The sequence below is a fragment of the Nocardia sp. NPDC004582 genome (genome assembly GCF_053602115.1).
On the sequence record NZ_JBSGCY010000079.1, the window covers coordinates 14773 to 31284 of the forward strand.

Sequence of the window (16512 nt, forward strand, 5' to 3'; positions counted from 1 at the left end):
ACGGTGCCGCACATCCTGCGGCGCTGTTCGCCGCTGAATCCCGCGCGCGGGGTGCCGGCGGGCACTCTCCGGTGACCTCCACTTCGGCCCGTACCCTCGGCAACGTGGCGCGGGTTGATGTGGTGGCGTTGGTGAACGATGCGGCGGAAAGGCTGGGACAGCTACCGCCGGACACCTCACCCACGGACGTTCTCGCCCAGGCCCACAACGGATTCGGCGCTCTCACCCTGGCGGCCGCCGTGCTCTCCGGGCAGACCAGCTCACCGGCCGTGCGCGACGAATACGCCGCAATCAGCCTGGCCGTACTCGCCGCACACGAACACATCGCCGCCGTGGTCGACGAGCAGGTACTCGACGCTGTCATCGACGCACGCGTGATCACTCTGCTCGAGGACGCGGACAACCTGCGCCGGATCCGGGCATCCGCCCGCTACCTACGTGCCGCCGCTATCCAGACTGCCGAGGCCACCCACACGGTTCTGGCCCGCATCGCAGCCTCCGACAACCTCGCGCCCGCCATGGCCGAAGAAGTCCGGCTCACCATCGGCATCATCTCCGATATCCGGACACTGTTCGACGGGCCCGCGGGCGCGCGTGCAGCTGTCGCTGAGGCCATCTTGCAGCGGATGACCGTCGACGAGTGAAGGCCAGCCCGGCACCCGGTCGGGTTCCCGCTAGTTGATGAGGGACCCGATCTGTAGTACCTGGTTCGCGAGTTCCTGGCCCCCTGTGGTGGCAACTTGGGTGCCGAGGGCCGCCAGGGCCGCCTTCATCCAACTGAGCCCCCACTTGGCACCTTTGGCGAGCAGGTTGTCGACTTCCTCGATCAATTCGCCACGGTCCTCGTCGCTGATTCCGGGTGCAGCCTCGATCTCGTCGCGAAGTTGGCCGATCGCCTTCAGGACTTCGTCGATAGACGCCCCTTGGGTGACGTTCGCGGTCATGGTGTGTCCCTGCCCGCCGATGACGTGGTTGCCAACGGTCATCGTCCCGTAGTTGTCGGCCGAGACGTTGGTGATCGGCCCGTTGGGGCCCGAATCCTGGTCGATCAACTGCGGTCGGCGCGCTGCAGCGCGGCCCGTGGGGGTGATTTCCACGTGGAAGTACTCTCCATCTGCTCGTGTGGAGCCGCCGCTCGTGCACAGACCACGGTCGACGAGATAGTGGGTCGCGTCGCGAATCTCGCGGTGCGACAGCCGCCCGCTGAAGTCATCGGCCGCCGCGCTGAGCTCAAGTCTGGCCAGGTCCGAATCGGTGGTGCTCATCCATTCGAGGACGCGGCGCAGCGCGAGCTCGTGCCGGTACGTGTCACGGGCATTGCGAGCCTGAACACGTCCGACTGGTGTCAGGTAGAAGTCGAAGCCGCCGCCCATGGTCGCAGTGTCCTCAAGGGCACCCTGCGTGACCAGCTCGTCGTACACGGCCCGCGCGTCCTCGGGCGGCACAACGTCGGCAGGGAGAGCCTCTACCGATCGGTTCTGATGCTCGTAGAGCCAATACAAGGCCCGCAGCGCGCGAAAAGTGATCATCCGCTCCCTCATGTCTTCGCTGTTCGGTTCGGCCGCACCGGGTCCTGGCAATTCCGGCCGATTGATCAACGTCGATCGAACTGGGCCGGTTCCAGGTCAGTGGTGGGTGGTTGGCTCGGCTGGCGAGCGCACCCGCCGGCCAACCGACAACGGCATCGGTGCTGGTCAAGCCATTGCCGTTGCGCTACACGCGGTTACCGCCGGAACCCTCTGGTGCCGAACGAGTGTCGAAAACACGATCAGTCGCGATTCCGACACTCGCGCTCAGCTGCTCAGCGCTGATTCCGGCTCTCCCGCAACCGCTTCCGGTAGGCGCGGCTATCGAACTGGCGGCCCTCCTGGCGCCGCTTCTCCGACGCCTCGCCCAGGGTCTGGCGCGCCGCCATGGCGGCCTTACGACCGTCACCGTTGAGGGCCTCCTCGCGCCGCTGGTCGCGCTCGTCCTGGATCGCCTTGCGCACGGCTTCCACACCCGCGGCGGCCGCGCGTTCGATCTTCGCGGCTTCCTCGGCGCGTGCTTCGTCGCCCGCGCGAATGATCTGCGGCCAGGCCAGATCGACCTTTTCCAGCATCCGCCGGACGTAAGACAGCGGATGCAGCACCTCGCCGCGTGGGCGCAGCTCCCGGTGCAGATCCTCTGGACGCCAATCGAACTCGGCGGCGGGCCCTAGAACGTCTGCCCACGCGTTCGGCGAGTATCGGTGTGCCCATCGGGGTGTTCGTGCGTCTCCGAGCCACCTGAGTGCCAAAATGAGGCCACGCTGATTCGGGACGGTCGATTCCCACTCGGCACCGCTCTTATCGATGCTGCGCGAAGCGCCTTTTCCACAGTTCAGCCCAAAGTGAGAACCACTAGAAATCTTCCCCCTCCCTGCGGGGGGGGAGAACCTTTCAAGGTGGGTTGCCATTTTGCTCTGACCGGCAGAAATGCGCTTCGACTTACCCACCGGCTTATCCACAGGGCGAGCACCGCGCGGCGGGTGCAGCGACCACACGCTCGCCCATCCCCGGGACTTGTCTCCGACCTTCCACGACGCCATGCGCTCGACCAGAGTCCGCTGGCGGCCGCGCATGACTTCGGTAGCGACTCCGAGTAGCAGCATGGCCATCTTCGCCCGGCCTACCTGCCGGGCTTTCAGGCCGGTCTGCTCGGCGATGGCGGCGTTGGTCAGCCGCGAATTCCGGCCGGTGCCGTGATCGGCGGCACCGGCCATCACCTGGACAACCTTCATGAACGCGCGCTTGGACACTCCGCCGCCGGTCGACTTCTTCCCGGCGGTGCGGCGCACCAGGATGGGGCGGATCTTGCTGTACTGCGCGTCGTATTCGTGGTCGCAGGATCGCAGGAAGCTCGCGCGGTCGTCCCAGCAGTGGACGACGGCGGTCGGCGCGTCGTCCTCGTGGGCGACCAGCTGCACGCGGCACAGGCGGCGGCACGCGGCGTCGATTCCGCCCATGGCCGCGATCACCCGCGGCGAAATCGCGGTGCACTGGTGGCCGCACACGCGGCCACGAACGATCTTCGGGGGGCACTTCGCCTGACCGCGACGGCGGCTGTCCGGCCGCGATCCGCGATAGCGGCCGCCCAGTGCGGCCTCGATGGTGTCGTACCAATCCCGCAGATTCTCTGCGCCTGCGGCAGCCGCCGGGACGGTGGTTACAGAGTGGCTACTAGAGAGGACACGCGCCGATTCGGTTGTTGCGTGCTCAGGGCGTGCGATATCCTCAGACCTGTGGTCCATTAGAACCTTTCCTGCATAGTCGGGTTATGGACCGCGCAGCGGACGAGGTGATGACTCGTCCGCACGACCTCTGTCGAAGGGCTCTCGGGTTACCAAGCCGAGGGCCCTTCGGCCGTTGCGGGTCCGATGGGTACTGCGTGTACTTCGTTCTTGCGCTTCTCCGTCTCACCTGCCCCGTTGGGGTGCAGGGGAATTCAGCTCGCTTTGAGGTCCTGCATCGACACCTCGATGAGGGCCGCCTGCTCGGGTTCGCGGCCGATGGCTACGGGCGGAAGTCCGTTCCGTAGCGCCTCCTCGACGACTTCCCAGAGGTTGATGTTCTGGTACTCCGCTGTGTCCTGGGCCCGCTTGACGAGCCTCTTGTCGATCTTGACGAAAAGGTCGGCAATGGCATCTTTGTCACGGCGGTGCCGCTTGGGACCGTTGCTGGTTCTACGGCGGGGCATAGCAATATAGATATCAGTCCGGCGCGCTTCGGTGCACGCGACGCGCCGAAGTTTTCGGATTCTCAGCGCCGCATCGCGATTCCATCGCCGGATCGATCACCTTGGCCGGTGATCGATCCGGCACCGAACGGGAATTCAGATGCCCTCGTGGCGGGGCTTCTCCCGCGCAATGAACGTGCGCGCGAACATGTTTGGCTCGCAGATGTCCCATCCGAGGCCGGAGTGGGTGACCCAGAGGCCGGTCCAGAGCAATTCGGTGTGGAACTCGGCCTGTGCGGTGCATTCAAGCTGCCATCCGCGATCAGGCGTGGGATCGGGCGAGATTGGTGCGCCTGCGTCGAACAGCGTCTGAATGGTGTCGACGCTGCCGTCCCACTGCCATGCTCTGATCTTGGGGTACCGGGTGGTGAACTCGTGTGCTGCAGGGTTTTCCGGCACAGGCGGCCTCTCGCGGTCGTGATTCTGATGCGGGCGGCGGCAGGTTCAGCTGGTGGGCCGGGGCGGGGCGGCCATGGCGCGCATGGCTTGTGCCCGCTCCTCGAGGATCTGCTGTCGCCGTGCGGCCATGGCGCCCGCGGCGGAGCGGCCTTCGGTGATCGCCTCGACGATGGCCTCGACGTCCTCGATCGCGTCGCGGGCTCCGGTGCCGGCGGCGGGGCTGATCGCGTGGTCGGCGTCGCCGAGCAGGATCACCGGCACGTCAGGGCTTTTCGCGTCCTCGATCGGGACGTTGCGGGCGTTGTGGACGTGGACCTCGGGGGTGGCGGCGAGGACTTTGCCGATGAGGCCGCTCAGGTGCGGGGCAGCCGTGTGCACTGCGTCGGCCCAGGCGTCGACGGGCTGCACGCCGAGCTCCTCGACGGTCGCGGCCGGTCGGGTGAGGCGGGCGAACCACACGGTCACCTGGTCGTTCCAGAAATGCCCGAATGTGGCGGCCGGGAACGGCTTCTCGCCTTGCACTCCCTGGAAGTGCAGGGTGTCGGGGGCGGTATCGAGTGCAACCGGGCTGCTGGTGGTGCCGTAGATGACCACCTGGCCGCTGTAGACCGGGATGCGCGTCGGTTCGATCCCGGCGCGAGCGGGGGAATCGATCCCGTCGGCGGCGAACACGATTCCGCCGGGCACGATGGTGTTTCCGTCGACAGTGAGAGCGCCGTCCGGGCTGACTGCGGTCACCGCGCTCTGATAGTGGCGGGTGGCCGACGTGTTATCGAGGTGGGCGTTGAGCACGCGCATGAGCGCGGCACGGTGGTACTGGCGGTGCCCATCGGAGGGACGCACACGTTCCGGGGATCCGCTGTACTCGACGCGCAGCGTGGTGAGCGGGTGCGATACGGCCTCGAGGTCGGCGGCCGGGACTCCGAGGCGCGCGAGAGCTTCGTGCCCGCGGCGATCCATGATCAGGAATGCACCGGGCCGGGCGTCGCGGGCGTCGCGCTCGTAGAGGGTGACCTCGAGCCCGCGGTGAGCGAGTGCGGCCGCGAGCACCGTGCCCGCGATGCCGCCGCCGAGAATGGTTGCCGTCGTCATGAGGTGAGTCGTTCCTTACGGTCGGGTGTGGGCGTGCAGCTGGTCGGCGAGATCGAGCAGGTTGTCGAGGTCTGAGCGTTCGACGGCGAGCAACTGCACCGCTGGGCGCGCGTCGTCGTCGGCGTCGACAAGTCCGATTCCGGTATCGCGCACTTCGGCAATGACTTTCGCGATCTCGGCCGGGTCGTCGTGCCCCTCAGCAGAGAGCAGGTCACCGAGCCAGGGGCTCATGGTGAGCAGCCGGTCACGGATTTCGGTGCTGGTCGTGGTGAGCGCGGCGTGGGGCCGCAGCAGCAGCGGCGTGCGACCGCTGCGGGGATAGGTCAGGTTGGCCGGAGAGATCTCCTCCAGGGCGGCCAGCAGCGGCCGCAGGCGGCGATTGTCGCGCAGCGCTCGGCGAAGGCCCTGCAGCTGTTTGGTGCGGTGCGCCAGCGCCACCGCTCCGAAGCTCGCCACGAACAGGGTTGCGCCGCCGTAGAAGCACACCGCCGACAGTTTCAGGATCAGATGCACGCTGTCCGAGCGTGGGCTCGTGCCCTCCTGGATGAGCAGGATGGTCAGCACCCGCAGCGGGCTCGCGGCGGTGAGGATGGCCTGGCTGACCGCGGCCATCCACATGGCGAACCGCAGGGGACCGGTGGCCGCCCGCGCGGCGCGCGCTGCCAGCCAGCAGGCAGCCATGCAGGCCAGCGGGAAGAACGCGAGCTGGATCAGCACGTGGTAGCGCACGACCTCGGGCCGGTGGAAGTCGTAGAACGCCGCGCCGGCCGGAACGGCGCGGGCGACCCAGATCAGGACGGCGAGGTCGACCAGCGACAGGGTGACCACTCCGGCGACCACTCGCCAGGCGGCCCGGCTGGCCTCGGCGTGCGCGTAGTAGGTGCAGATGCAGCTCCACACAATCATGAGCATGGCCACCTGGACCGGCCCCCAGAGGAACGGGTGCGCGCCGCGCTGGCGGCCCAGGGCGATGATCAGGGCCTCGATCACGACGTTGGCGGCGGTCGCTGCCATGGCGATGGTCACCAGAACCGATGTGAAGGTGGGCCGCAGGATGCTCTGATAGCCGCGCCACGCCCCGATCAACGTGACTGGGACCAGGCGCACCAATTGACCGGTGTCGAAATGGATGTCGACGTTGCTCAGGCCCATGTGATCTGGTCCTCGAATGCGCGCGCGAGGCGTCGGGAACCCTCGGTGTTCTGGGCGGGCAGGCGGCTGGCGGCGTCGAGTCCGACCATCGCCGTGTACAGGCGGGCCACGTATTCGGCGTCGCGCTCGACGATGTTGGAGTAATTGCCGGTGCGGTGGGTGCTGGCGGTGATTCCGGCCGTGCCCGGTTCGGTGGTGCCCAAGACGACGTGGGCCCATTCATGGATCAGCGAATGCGCTTGATGCTCTGGGCTGGTGGCCGAATGGTAGTAGAACTCGATGCCCTCGGCGTCGCAGAGTGTGGCGGAGAAGAATCCGGGCATGGGGAAGTCGTAGGGTTCGACTGTGATCGGCAGGCCCAGCCGTGCCGAGAGTGCATCGATCGCGGCACTCACACCCTTGGCCGGGTCGACGCCGATATGTCGCAGTAGGCGCCCCGTCCGCCGTCGCAGGTACATGTACCGAAGGGGAGTGGGAACCCACTCCGGCGGCGGAACGATCAGCGCCTCGAGCAAGGACTGCTCCTAGTCGTCGGGACCTTCACGCGATTTGCGTTTCGAGACAAACATATCGAGCAAACCGGTGAAGGTTTTCACGTCCTCCTCCGACATATCGGCCATCCGCCGCGCAGCTGTCCGGATTGTCGGATTTGCTTTGAGGATGCGCTCGAGGATCTCGCGAGTTTCAGATTCCTCGTCTTCTGCGTCGGCGGTCGCATCGAGGGGGCTGGCCGAAACCGGTTCCGCGCCATCGGAGTGCGCTCGTGCTGCGGACCCCTCGACCCACTGCAGCGCGGTGTCGAGCTTCTCGAAGGTCTTCGAGCTGGGGGTGTTCCACTCCCCGCGCAGGATCTGGGTCAGCACCGGAACCGACGGCCCACCAGCACGTTGCACCCCGGCCAGGCTCAGCCGAAGCTGCTGGATCCGCTGCCTGACCGCGCGCTGAAAGTGCTCCGTATGCCCACCGACATGCTCCATAGGAACAGATTCTATCCCCAACGGGCCCGAATTTTTACCCATAAGTGCGCCCCCAATTCCTCCAGAGGCAAAATTTCGGCGAAATTTTGTTGCATCGTGGTCGATCGAGTACTAGCCTCCTAGAACAAATAGCTATCGACCAGCGCAAACGGTCAGAGGCGACTCGCCAAGGGGTTGGCGCAGTCGGCTCGGTTGAGGTGCAGGGGGCACGCAGGATGCAGGGAAAGGACAGTCGCCACTCGACGACGAACAGCGTCGAGTCGGCCCAGATCCACCCGCACCATGTTTGCTGTGCGGTATCGCAGTCCTTCTCCACCCGACATGCGGGCAATCCAATTACCGGCCGGTGTACGGAATTCTGGAACGCAATCTCACGCCTTTCGCAGTCGCTCCGCGCGGGCGTCGTTGGTGCGCTGCCACACCTGCGCCACGACGTCAGCACCGACGCCGTAGAGCGCGCCCAGCTGCGCGGCCCGCTCGGCATTGACCGGCGTGCGGCCGCGTTCCATCCGGGCCACCACCGTGGAGGAAACCCTCAGCGCCACAGCGACGTCGTCCTGCCTGAGTCCGGCCTGAACGCGCAGGTGATCGAGCATGCGGCGAGATTCCGGCACCGGGACCAGTTGACTGATATCGATGTCGAGCGCCTTGGCGATGGCCGCCAGAGTAGCCACGCTGGGCTGGGAGACGTTGCGCTCGAGCGCGCTCAGCGTCGCCACGCTCACCCCGGCCATATCGGCCAGATCTTCCAGGGTCAGCTTCGCCCGGTCCCGGAACGTGCGAAGGCGCGCAGAACTGAAGTGCTGCACTCCGCGTCGTGCCACCCGCGCTCCTCGGTTATCGATGGGTCGGGTCATTCTCACGCCTCCAGGTCACTAGAACTGCCAACACTGTGTTCAATTCTGGAACTCTAAAGTAGAGTTGCGGGGGAGAACAGGCAGCAAAACGACGGAAAGAACGGAGGGACCACACCACATTCGGCGGCGAACGCCGCGACAACTGAAGAACCTCCCCCTGCTTCCAACAGAGGGAGGTCCGATTCAGAACCTTCCGCTGCTTCCAACAGCGAAGGCCCGGTTAAGAACTCCGGCCCACAGGCTTCCAACCAACAGCCGGAGTGACGTGCAGAAACAAGGAGAGCCTCTGCCATGTCCACCCTAAATCGCTCAGATGACAGCGAACGTAACGATGTGCTTGCGACCCGGCCCGGCCCTGGTCGCGCCGGCGGTGTGCACCGCGCGCACCGGTCGGTGAGCAACACCGCCCGCGCGGCGGCCACCTTCGCGACCACGGCCGCGATGCTGCTCGGCGCGGCCGGTGTCGCCAACGCCGTCCCCAATCAGCCCGGCGTCACCGGGCCCTCGGGAGACCAGCCGGGCGTGACGACTCCGCCCACCCCGCCGCAGGTCGTCCCCGCCCCGGTGCAGACCCAGGAAATCCCGGTCGCACCCCCGCGCCCGCGCCCCCAGCAGCAGATCACGCCGCAGCCCTCGGCACCGGTGACCCACGATGACCCCGGCACCCCCGAAGCGCAGCCCGAAACCACCGTGCAGGTCGTCATCGACCCGCACCTGCTGCGCATCGGCACGCAGAACGTGGTCGCCCCCGACTTCATCCCCACCGACGCCGTCCACCAGGCACAGATCTACTCCGACATGGCCGAGTGGAACGCCGCCGCGCTGTTCGACGCGCTCGGCTACCCGCGTGACCGTGCCGACCACGCGGCGGCCGCCGCGCTGGCCGGTGGCACCGTCGGCGGTTACTTGGGTGGCGTGGTGAGCGTCCCGATTGCCGCGATCGGCGGATGCATCGCCGGGATGGTGGTCGGTGGCCTGGCTGGCGCGGCCATCGGCGGCATTCCGACCGCTGGTGCGGCCGCACCGCTGGGTGCCGCGATCGGCGGCACCGTGGGCTGCATGGTCGGTGGTGTCGTGGTGGGCGTGCCTGCCCTGGTGGCCGGTGCCGCCCTTGGGGCGCTGACCGGCGGCGCGATCGGCAACGGGCTCGGCGACCAGCTCGACCAGGGGGCCAAGGGCGTTGCCGACCCGGCCCCGGTCGTCGAGCCGCAGCCGGTTTCCGCGCCCGCGGCCGCCCCGGCCCCGGTCCGTGATGTCGTCGAGCAGGTGGAGGCGTCGGGCCCGGCCGGTGCGCAGGTGGTCACCTCGCTGCGCCAGGCTCTCGACACGATGCCCGTGATGGATGCCGAGCAGGTTCCCGCGCCGGTGGCCGACGCGGTCAACGGCGGTATCGCTGCCCTGCAAGGGCTGTTGGGATGAACCCGCTGCTGCGCGGCGGCGCAGCGGTGGTTTCGGTGGCGGCGACCGCATTGCTCGTCGCCGCCCCCGGCACCGCTTCCGCGGATGAACCGCCTTCGGGCGAATGCCCCGTGCTGTACACCCTGGGCGTGCAGGGCACCGGCGAATCCTCGCCGGACGCAGCCCCTTCCACCGACACCGGCATGCTGAGCCTGATCATGAAGCCGTTCCTGGCGGCCTCGCAGGACGCCGGGGTGCGGGTCGACCGCGCCTATGTCCCTTATGAGGCGTCCTTCGGTGGCGCCACACCGGGCGGGCAGTCCAGCTATTCGAACTCCGTCACCGGCGGCGAGTCCAAGCTCGCGCAGATGGCGGGCGACTTCCTGAAGCACTGCCCGAACTCGCGGCTGGCGGTGTTGGGTTACTCGCAGGGCGCGAACGTGGCGTCGGTGTTCGCCCAGAACGTCGGCGCGGGCAAGGGGTCGATCCCGGCCGACAAGATCGCGGCTGTGGCGCTGTTCGGGGATCCGACCCGCAACACCGGTGCGACCGTTTTCCCGGGTGCGCCTGACCGCAAGAGCCCGACGGCCGCGCCTGGCTCGGCGGGTTCCGCGGTCAACGAGCTCGAGCAGATCGCGCTGACCACCACCGCCAGCGGCGGCGGCATCGGCACCGAAGGCGACAAGGCTGTGTCCTACGGCAAGCTCGCCGGGCGGGTGGCTTCGTTCTGCGCGGCTGGTGATCTGGCCTGCGATGCACCGGACAAGGCTCCGATCCTGCACGCCATCGCCAATATCGCCGGACAGGCGGAATTCGGTGGTGACCCGATTCGCGCGATCGGATCCATCGTGCAATCGCTCGCGATGACCGGCATCAAGACCGTGACCAATGTCGTCAACAACGACATCTCCGGGAACTCGCTGGCCAACCTGAGCATCTCGCCGAAGAAGTCGATTTCCAAGCGGCTGGAAGAAGCGTCGGATCCGCGCAGCCAGCTCGACCCGAACAGCGTGCTCACCGCCTTGTTCAAGGTCGGCTCGATCGCGGTCAACTCCGCGATCACCGTCGCGAAAACCATTCTGACACCGGCCAATATCGCCGAGATCGCGACGGCGGGCCTGGCCGATCCGGTGGCCGGGCTGCTGGCGTTCGGAACCAAGCTGGTCGGGGCCCTGCCTCAGCTGATGCCCCCGACCACCGGAATCAAGTTGATCAGCCAGGTTTTCACCGCCTTCACCGAGAACCTCAAAGACAACTCGGACATGCTGCTGGCCTCGACGTGGACCAAGTACGGCGATGTGCTGGCCCGCCACGGCAGCTACCAGCACGATCCGGTGACCACCGACGGCAAACCGGCCACAGCGTTCGTGGCCGACTGGCTCGTCGCCGCCGCCCGCGACATCAACGGGGCCGTGGCCTCGGTCAAGGCGTCCGGGTCGGCCGTCCCGACCTCGGGCACGCCGAAACCGTCTGCCTCGCAGCCCAGTTCACCGGCTCCGTCGGGCACCAAGACGCCGTGGGTTCTCGAACTCGCGCCGTCGCGCACCTCACCCGCGCCGGGAACCCCCCCGGCGAACTGAAAAGACGGGTCGCTCGGAAAACCGGGCCGGGCGGACCGAAACGACGGCAGGGGCTTCGATTCGAGGCTCTTCGTCGCAGCCCCTGCCGTCCTCGTCACCCCCTCGACTTTCCCGTCCGATCCCTCAACCCACCCCAGTAAAGGGAGGTGAGCAAAAGTTGTTCCCGCACAATGGCACCGACGGCCAATCTCCGAGCCCCATCGACGGGTGGGACACGTGGCTCAAGCCCGATCAGGCCGCACCGGCTGAGGTCGGTGAGCCTGCCGCAGGTGATGCGGTCTGGTCCCCGGCGGCCGCCACACCGGCCGCTGAGCCTGGCCCAGACGACTCGCAATGGTCAACCTGGCTGCAGGACGCGGCGGCCGTCGAACCGGCGGTCCCGGACCTAACGCCGCCCGCGGCTGCGCGCTCGCGCAAGCCGATCCTGTTCGTCGTTCTCGGTGGCGTCGCCGCCGTGGTGGCCCTGGGCGCCGGCGCGGCTGTGCTGATGTCCTCGACCAGCCACACCTCGGCTCCGGCGCTTCCGGTGCCGCCGTCCACCGTCCCGGCCGCCACCACATCCGCGGCGGTCACCATGACGGCCGCACCGGATCCGGTGCTCGGCGGCGGCCCCGGCTGCGATCCGGTCCGTACTCCGAATCTCGTGCGAGGCAACGGAACCGGCGCGAAGACGTCGCCCGCCGATGTCGTGCTCGCCTTTCAGCACGCCTACTACGTGACCCGTTCCGGCGCGGTCGCGCGCAGCTTCACCACCCCTGACGCACTGGTGCCGACGGCCGAGGTCATCGACGGCGGAATCGCCACCATCCCGCAGGGCACCCGCTACTGCGTCTCGGTGTCGCCCGGCCCGGATGGTCAGTGGTCGGTGGTCGTCACCGAGATTCGCCCCGATACCGGCGTGCAGAGCTACCCCCAGCTGGTCACTACCACCGTCGTGGGCGGTCAGACCCTCATCACCCGGATCGGGGCGGCGCAATGACCGCTATCGAGGTCCGCCCACAGGTGCGAGTCGAATCCGGCGGGCAGCTCGCGCCCCGGCTGCGGTCTCCGCGCTCCGGGCTGTCGTTCGCGTCGGTCGTCGCGCCGCCGCTGGATCGGCGAGCGCCGGTGTGGGAGACCCTAGTGCCACACCGTGAGCGCCGGGCTCCGGCGGTGTGGCTGCTGGGTGCGCACGGCGGCGCGGGGGTGTCCACCCTGTCCCACATGTTGGCACCCGCGGCCGACTGCGGGCGGCGCTGGCCTGCTGGCGTCGGCGGTGAATCACCGTTCGTGATCCTGGTGGCCCGCGAAACCGTGGAGGGCCTGACCTGGGCGCACGACCTGCTGCGCCAATGGTGCTGCGGGCAGGCCGGGGACTCGGTGCTCGTCGGCCTGATCACCTGCGCCCATCAGCCCGGACGCCAACCCAAACCCATTCGGCAATACCTGTCCCTCGTCTCCGACCTGCTCCCTGAGAACGGGTTGTGGCGCGTGGACTGGCAGCCCGACTGGCCATTGACCGAGCTCAAGGCCCTGCCCACCTGGACCCCGGGCACCGACCGCCCGGCCAAGGGAGCCGACCCGCTCGCAGCCGTGCGCGACCTCGGCGAATCGGTCCTGAAATCCCTGATCGAACTCACATCCACAGCCGCACACCGCGACCCCCAAGGAGAACAGCAATGATCACCCACCTGATGGCCAGCACCGAATTCCTGGCCCAGCTCGACCAGAACATCACGCCCCAGGCCCCCGCCGGCTCCAACGGCATCATCATGCTCCTGCGCATCGGCATGTGGTTCGTCCTGATCTCCGGAGTCGCCGGGGTCATGTACGGCGGCGGCCGGTTCGCGTGGGAGAAGTTCAACGGCGGCGCGATCGAATCCCCCAAGATCATCGCTGGCTCGCTGATCGGCGGCGTGTTCGCCGTCTCGGCGAGCGGGCTGATGAACATGGTCATCACGGCGACCCAGCAGTCATGAACACCACCTCAAACGGGGAACTCGTCCCGACCGGGCCGCCACCGATGACCGAGCCCGACGTGCTGTGGATGTGCAAACTCGCCCTCATCGGGGGCGTGGTGCTCGGCATCGCGCTCGCGGTCGCGGCCGTGTTCTTCCTGATCCGCGGCCGCCGCAGTGCCGCGCCTGCCACCTCGGCATTCGCGACCACCAGGGAAGGCGTCGGCCTGCTGCTCAGCGGTGTCGCGAGCGCGGCGACCGGGGCCGTGCTGTGGATGGTGCTGCCGCTGTGAACCCGACGACTCTTGTGTTGGCAAAGCAATTGCCCGCCACCGTCACTGGCGAGGTGCGGACCCTGCTCGAACACGGGCTGTGGGTGGTGCTGATGGTCTGCATGACGGCCTTGCTCGCTTCGGCGGGCGGCCTGATGTGGTCCAAGGCGACCGGCCGCACCCTCATCTTCGCGTCGGCGTCGATCGTCAAAGCTCTCGGCGCCGGTGTGCTGGCCTCCAGTTCGCTGCTGTTCGCGACCAATTTCCTCTTCTCCGTCCGAAGCTGACAAGGCCACCGGATTTCGTTCTCACACAAGGAGTTTCGCAATGCGTCGATCAGCGCACCGCGCGGCCGCCGCCTGGGTGGCCGCCCCGGTCGCGGTCCTGCTGTCGGTCACTGGCTGCGGGAGCGACCATTCGCCCGCCAAACCCGCCAAACCCGCGCCGCCGGACCTGACCAGCGCGCCCGCCAGTGTGCACTGGGTGACCTACCAGGGTGTTTCGCTGCCGGTCAGCAGCAAGGACGGGCCCGCCAAGATCGGTGATGCCGCGACCGGGTTTTCCCACACGCCCCAGGGCGCGGCCATGGCCGCGATCAACCTCTCGACCCGCGTCACGCTGGCCCCGGATGAGAACTGGGCCACCCAAGCCGCTCAGTCGTTGGTGAGCGGCCCGGCCAAGGACGCGTGGGTGCTGGCGCGGGCCCGGGTCTCCATCACCCGCACCGATCCGGCTGCGGTGCCGCACATTTCCGGCTACAAGATCACCTCCTGGACCCCCGAGCACGGCGTGGTGACCGTATTCGCCACCTACCCGGACAACTCCATCGCTGGCAGTGACACCACGGTGTCGTGGATCGGCGGGGACTGGCGGCTCGAACTGCCGGATCCGGCCTCACAGACTCCGACGGTGCGCTCCCTCGACGCGGTCCCTGCCGACGCGGTGCGCATGGAGGCGAAGCGATGAGCGAACAGCCCGAGCGCAACGCTGCTGAGCGTGACAGTCGGTCCTGGGTGTTGATCGCTTCGGTGGTGTTCGTCGTTCTCTTGGTTGTCGTCGGCACGGTCGTGCTGCTCACCCGTGGCGGTAGCGATTCCGACTCGGCGACCACCACCTCGCCCAGTGCCACCCCGACCGGAATAGCCACCGGAGCAACAGGATTCGGCACGCCCGAGGTCGACAGCTTCGGCCGACGGGTCGACATGCCGAACAACCCTAATGGCCAACCCCTCGACCAGCTCCCGGCTGCGCGCAAGCCGTCGGATCCCGACTGGCTCACCACTGCCCCTGCCGGCACCCGCGACAAGGGCGGATGGCAGCGCGTCTACGGCGTGGTCGTGCCCTTCTCCACCTCCGACGGCCCGACCCGGATCAGCGACGGCGTGCCTGGCGGATACAGCCATACCCCGCAGGGTGCGGCGCTGGCGGCGTCGTTCGTGATGTGGGAGTCACTGGCTCGCCCTGCCGATCGACGGCTGCACGAGCAGATGGTTGTCATGACCCCTGCCGAGCTCGCCGAGTTCGATCGGCTCAAGGCTGCCGGGAAGGTGCCGGACCGGCTGGCGGACGCAGCGACCCGCTACATGCTTGCCCCGGATGCGTTCCGGATCGTGTCGTGGGCTGACGACTTGTGCGTGTTGACGCTGGCGACCAAGGCCGAGCCGGACAAGAACCGCACACCTCGCTGGACCTCGAGCCAGCTCGCGATGGTGTGGGACGGCGCTGCCTGGAAGCTTCGCCTTCCCGTCGACCGCAAGGTCCCCCAGGAAACCATCTACAGCCTCGGGGGGTGGACGCAGTGGTGAGCACGGTTCGACCGATTTCCGACACTCCGGCGCTGCGGTGGGCGCTGGTCCTGGTCCTGGTGGTGCTCGCGGCGTTGATCGGCCCAGCGGCCGCCCACGCCGACGACAGCAGCACCTTCGGCTTCAACACCCAATGCGACCAGGCGCACGATGCCCTGCAGGGCCTCGACATCCCCGGGTTGCCGATCCTGAGCGACGGCGTATCCGCGCTGTGCAAGGGGGCCAACGTCGCGACCCATCCCGGTGACGCGGTCAACGCCGTCAAGGATGCGGCGTGGGATTCCACGTTCGGCAAGGTCGTCGATTCGCTGCTGACCGGCCTCGGTCAGGCGGTGTCGCTGGCGCTGACCTTCTGGTCCTCGGTGCCCAACTCCAGCGTCGAAGACCTGCCGAACCTGACTGCGAAGGTCCGCGAATACACCGACGACATTCAGGTGTTCCTGCTCGCGGCCTCGTGGATGTTCGTCGCGGGACGGCTGGCGTGGGCGAAGATGTCCACCGCCGTCGATGAGGCCCGCGAAGGGTTCCAGGTGCTGTTCCGCACCGCGTTGTCTTCGGCGGTGTGGACCAGCGCCATCGTGGGCGGCACCCGCGCTGCGGATGCGTTCTCCGAGTGGGTGATCGACGATTCGACCAACGGGAACGCCAAGGGCATTGCCGAGGCCATGATCCAGACCCAGGCGCTGACGTGGTTCTCCCCGGGTCTGATGATCATCTTCGCCATTGTCGGGCTCTTGTCCGGACTGATGCAGGTGGTTCTCGCGATCGTCCGGCAAGGACTGCTCGCGGTCGTGGCCGGGGTGCTGCCGCTGGCGGCGGCCGCCAGCGGCAGCCGCACCGGGCGCGGGTTCTATGACCGGTTGCTGCTGTGGTCGGTGGCGTTCGTGCTGTACAAGCCGATCGCGGCCCTGTGCTACATGACCGCGTTCACCGTCGCGGGCACCAACAACAAGCTCGATTCCAACACCCAGCCCGACTCCGATACCGCCGTGCGCGCCCTGGTAGGCATCGCACTGCTGTGCAGCGTCGCGTTCGTGCTGCCCGCGCTGATGCGACTGCTGTCGCCGGTGGCTTCGATGGGCTCGGGCATCTCCGGTGCTGTCGCGGGCGGGGGCCTGATGGGCGCCATCGGTGGCGCGGTGGGCATGGCGGCCCGCATGCCCAGCGGCGCGGCCTCATCGCACGGTTCCGGCGCGGTCCGTGGATCCGGCGGCGGCGGTGGAGGCGGCGGCAGTAGGCCGCCGTCGGGCGCCGCACCCGGTCCCAGCGGCGGGGGCGGGGGTGGCC

The 16512-nt window shown here is 67.9% G+C and carries 20 protein-coding genes; 11 read left to right on the forward strand and 9 right to left on the reverse strand.

Going from position 1 to position 16512, the window contains the following annotated elements; all coding sequences use genetic code 11:
* Nucleotides 1-104 precede the first annotated feature (104 nt).
* Entirely contained in the window at nucleotides 105-644 is a 540-nt protein-coding gene (locus ACWELJ_RS21315; protein ID WP_452367877.1) for a hypothetical protein, read from the forward strand.
* Between the two features lie 30 nt (nucleotides 645-674).
* Here ACWELJ_RS21315 and ACWELJ_RS21320 read toward each other — a convergent pair whose 3' ends face one another.
* The 9 genes from ACWELJ_RS21320 to ACWELJ_RS21360 all read right to left on the reverse strand — a co-directional run bounded on the left by ACWELJ_RS21320 (nucleotide 675) and on the right by ACWELJ_RS21360 (nucleotide 8200).
* Complete coding sequence (locus ACWELJ_RS21320) at nucleotides 675-1529, reverse strand: hypothetical protein (protein WP_452367878.1); 855 nt, start codon at nucleotides 1527-1529, stop codon at nucleotides 675-677.
* 272 nt (nucleotides 1530-1801) lie between these two features.
* On the reverse strand, nucleotides 1802-3271 hold the full coding sequence (locus ACWELJ_RS21325; protein ID WP_452367879.1) for a hypothetical protein: 1470 nt from the start codon (nucleotides 3269-3271) through the stop codon (nucleotides 1802-1804).
* A 194-nt stretch (nucleotides 3272-3465) separates the two neighbouring features.
* On the reverse strand, nucleotides 3466-3717 hold the full coding sequence (locus ACWELJ_RS21330) for a hypothetical protein (RefSeq protein ID WP_452367880.1): 252 nt from the start codon (nucleotides 3715-3717) through the stop codon (nucleotides 3466-3468).
* A gap of 135 nt (nucleotides 3718-3852) precedes the next feature.
* Complete coding sequence (locus ACWELJ_RS21335) at nucleotides 3853-4155, reverse strand: hypothetical protein (protein ID WP_452367881.1); 303 nt, start codon at nucleotides 4153-4155, stop codon at nucleotides 3853-3855.
* Nucleotides 4156-4200: 45 nt separating this feature from the next.
* On the reverse strand, nucleotides 4201-5247 hold the full coding sequence (locus tag ACWELJ_RS21340) for an FAD-dependent oxidoreductase (protein ID WP_452367882.1): 1047 nt from the start codon (nucleotides 5245-5247) through the stop codon (nucleotides 4201-4203).
* Nucleotides 5248-5262: 15 nt separating this feature from the next.
* Nucleotides 5263-6399, reverse strand: coding sequence for a hypothetical protein (locus tag ACWELJ_RS21345; RefSeq protein WP_452367883.1), 1137 nt, complete (start codon nucleotides 6397-6399; stop codon nucleotides 5263-5265).
* On the reverse strand, nucleotides 6390-6914 hold the full coding sequence (locus ACWELJ_RS21350) for a hypothetical protein (RefSeq protein ID WP_452367884.1): 525 nt from the start codon (nucleotides 6912-6914) through the stop codon (nucleotides 6390-6392). The genes ACWELJ_RS21345 and ACWELJ_RS21350 overlap by 10 nt, the downstream gene beginning before the upstream one ends.
* 9 nt (nucleotides 6915-6923) lie before the next feature.
* Nucleotides 6924-7376 carry a hypothetical protein gene (locus ACWELJ_RS21355; protein WP_452367885.1) on the reverse strand — a complete coding sequence of 151 codons (453 nt, stop codon included), beginning with the start codon at nucleotides 7374-7376 and terminating at the stop codon, nucleotides 6924-6926.
* A gap of 371 nt (nucleotides 7377-7747) precedes the next feature.
* Entirely contained in the window at nucleotides 7748-8200 is a 453-nt protein-coding gene (locus ACWELJ_RS21360; RefSeq protein ID WP_452367886.1) for a helix-turn-helix transcriptional regulator, read from the reverse strand.
* A 426-nt stretch (nucleotides 8201-8626) separates the two neighbouring features.
* Between ACWELJ_RS21360 and ACWELJ_RS21365 the strand changes: the two genes are divergently transcribed.
* The 10 genes from ACWELJ_RS21365 to ACWELJ_RS21410 form a co-directional block, all read left to right on the forward strand.
* Nucleotides 8627-9652 (forward strand): hypothetical protein, encoded by a 1026-nt coding sequence (locus ACWELJ_RS21365; RefSeq protein WP_452367887.1) that lies wholly within the window; start codon nucleotides 8627-8629, stop codon nucleotides 9650-9652.
* Nucleotides 9649-11211 carry a cutinase family protein gene (locus ACWELJ_RS21370; RefSeq protein ID WP_452367888.1) on the forward strand — a complete coding sequence of 521 codons (1563 nt, stop codon included), beginning with the start codon at nucleotides 9649-9651 and terminating at the stop codon, nucleotides 11209-11211. Before ACWELJ_RS21365 ends, ACWELJ_RS21370 begins: the two co-directional genes overlap by 4 nt.
* A gap of 157 nt (nucleotides 11212-11368) precedes the next feature.
* Nucleotides 11369-12190 carry a hypothetical protein gene (locus tag ACWELJ_RS21375; RefSeq protein ID WP_452367889.1) on the forward strand — a complete coding sequence of 274 codons (822 nt, stop codon included), beginning with the start codon at nucleotides 11369-11371 and terminating at the stop codon, nucleotides 12188-12190.
* On the forward strand, nucleotides 12187-12873 hold the full coding sequence (locus tag ACWELJ_RS21380; protein ID WP_452367890.1) for a hypothetical protein: 687 nt from the start codon (nucleotides 12187-12189) through the stop codon (nucleotides 12871-12873). Before ACWELJ_RS21375 ends, ACWELJ_RS21380 begins: the two co-directional genes overlap by 4 nt.
* Entirely contained in the window at nucleotides 12870-13169 is a 300-nt protein-coding gene (locus ACWELJ_RS21385; RefSeq protein WP_452367891.1) for a hypothetical protein, read from the forward strand. The genes ACWELJ_RS21380 and ACWELJ_RS21385 overlap by 4 nt, the downstream gene beginning before the upstream one ends.
* Nucleotides 13166-13441 (forward strand): hypothetical protein, encoded by a 276-nt coding sequence (locus ACWELJ_RS21390; RefSeq protein WP_452367892.1) that lies wholly within the window; start codon nucleotides 13166-13168, stop codon nucleotides 13439-13441. The genes ACWELJ_RS21385 and ACWELJ_RS21390 overlap by 4 nt, the downstream gene beginning before the upstream one ends.
* Nucleotides 13438-13707 (forward strand): hypothetical protein, encoded by a 270-nt coding sequence (locus tag ACWELJ_RS21395; RefSeq protein WP_452367893.1) that lies wholly within the window; start codon nucleotides 13438-13440, stop codon nucleotides 13705-13707. The genes ACWELJ_RS21390 and ACWELJ_RS21395 overlap by 4 nt, the downstream gene beginning before the upstream one ends.
* A 40-nt stretch (nucleotides 13708-13747) precedes the next feature.
* Nucleotides 13748-14386 (forward strand): hypothetical protein, encoded by a 639-nt coding sequence (locus ACWELJ_RS21400; RefSeq protein WP_452367894.1) that lies wholly within the window; start codon nucleotides 13748-13750, stop codon nucleotides 14384-14386.
* Nucleotides 14383-15225, forward strand: a complete 843-nt coding sequence (locus tag ACWELJ_RS21405; protein ID WP_452367895.1) for a hypothetical protein — start codon at nucleotides 14383-14385, stop codon at nucleotides 15223-15225. Before ACWELJ_RS21400 ends, ACWELJ_RS21405 begins: the two co-directional genes overlap by 4 nt.
* On the forward strand, nucleotides 15222-16512 hold a 1291-nt coding region (locus ACWELJ_RS21410; RefSeq protein WP_452367896.1), incomplete at its 3' end, for a hypothetical protein. The genes ACWELJ_RS21405 and ACWELJ_RS21410, both read left to right, overlap by 4 nt.

What these genes read in the sequence shown, in the direction of transcription:
- ACWELJ_RS21320 (WP_452367878.1), bottom strand. Translation starts at nt 1,529, where the DNA reads ATGATCACTTTTCGCGCGCTGCGGGCCTTGTATTGGCTCTACGAGCAT.
- ACWELJ_RS21325 (WP_452367879.1), bottom strand. Translation starts at nt 3,271, where the DNA reads ATGGACCACAGGTCTGAGGATATCGCACGCCCTGAGCACGCAACAACC.
- ACWELJ_RS21330 (WP_452367880.1), bottom strand. Translation starts at nt 3,717, where the DNA reads ATGCCCCGCCGTAGAACCAGCAACGGTCCCAAGCGGCACCGCCGTGAC.
- ACWELJ_RS21340 (WP_452367882.1), bottom strand. Translation starts at nt 5,247, where the DNA reads ATGACGACGGCAACCATTCTCGGCGGCGGCATCGCGGGCACGGTGCTC.
- ACWELJ_RS21345 (WP_452367883.1), bottom strand. Translation starts at nt 6,399, where the DNA reads ATGGGCCTGAGCAACGTCGACATCCATTTCGACACCGGTCAATTGGTG.
- ACWELJ_RS21355 (WP_452367885.1), bottom strand. Translation starts at nt 7,376, where the DNA reads ATGGAGCATGTCGGTGGGCATACGGAGCACTTTCAGCGCGCGGTCAGG.
- ACWELJ_RS21370 (WP_452367888.1), top strand. Translation starts at nt 9,649, where the DNA reads ATGAACCCGCTGCTGCGCGGCGGCGCAGCGGTGGTTTCGGTGGCGGCG.
- ACWELJ_RS21380 (WP_452367890.1), top strand. Translation starts at nt 12,187, where the DNA reads ATGACCGCTATCGAGGTCCGCCCACAGGTGCGAGTCGAATCCGGCGGG.
- ACWELJ_RS21385 (WP_452367891.1), top strand. Translation starts at nt 12,870, where the DNA reads ATGATCACCCACCTGATGGCCAGCACCGAATTCCTGGCCCAGCTCGAC.
- ACWELJ_RS21390 (WP_452367892.1), top strand. Translation starts at nt 13,166, where the DNA reads ATGAACACCACCTCAAACGGGGAACTCGTCCCGACCGGGCCGCCACCG.
- ACWELJ_RS21400 (WP_452367894.1), top strand. Translation starts at nt 13,748, where the DNA reads ATGCGTCGATCAGCGCACCGCGCGGCCGCCGCCTGGGTGGCCGCCCCG.
- ACWELJ_RS21405 (WP_452367895.1), top strand. Translation starts at nt 14,383, where the DNA reads ATGAGCGAACAGCCCGAGCGCAACGCTGCTGAGCGTGACAGTCGGTCC.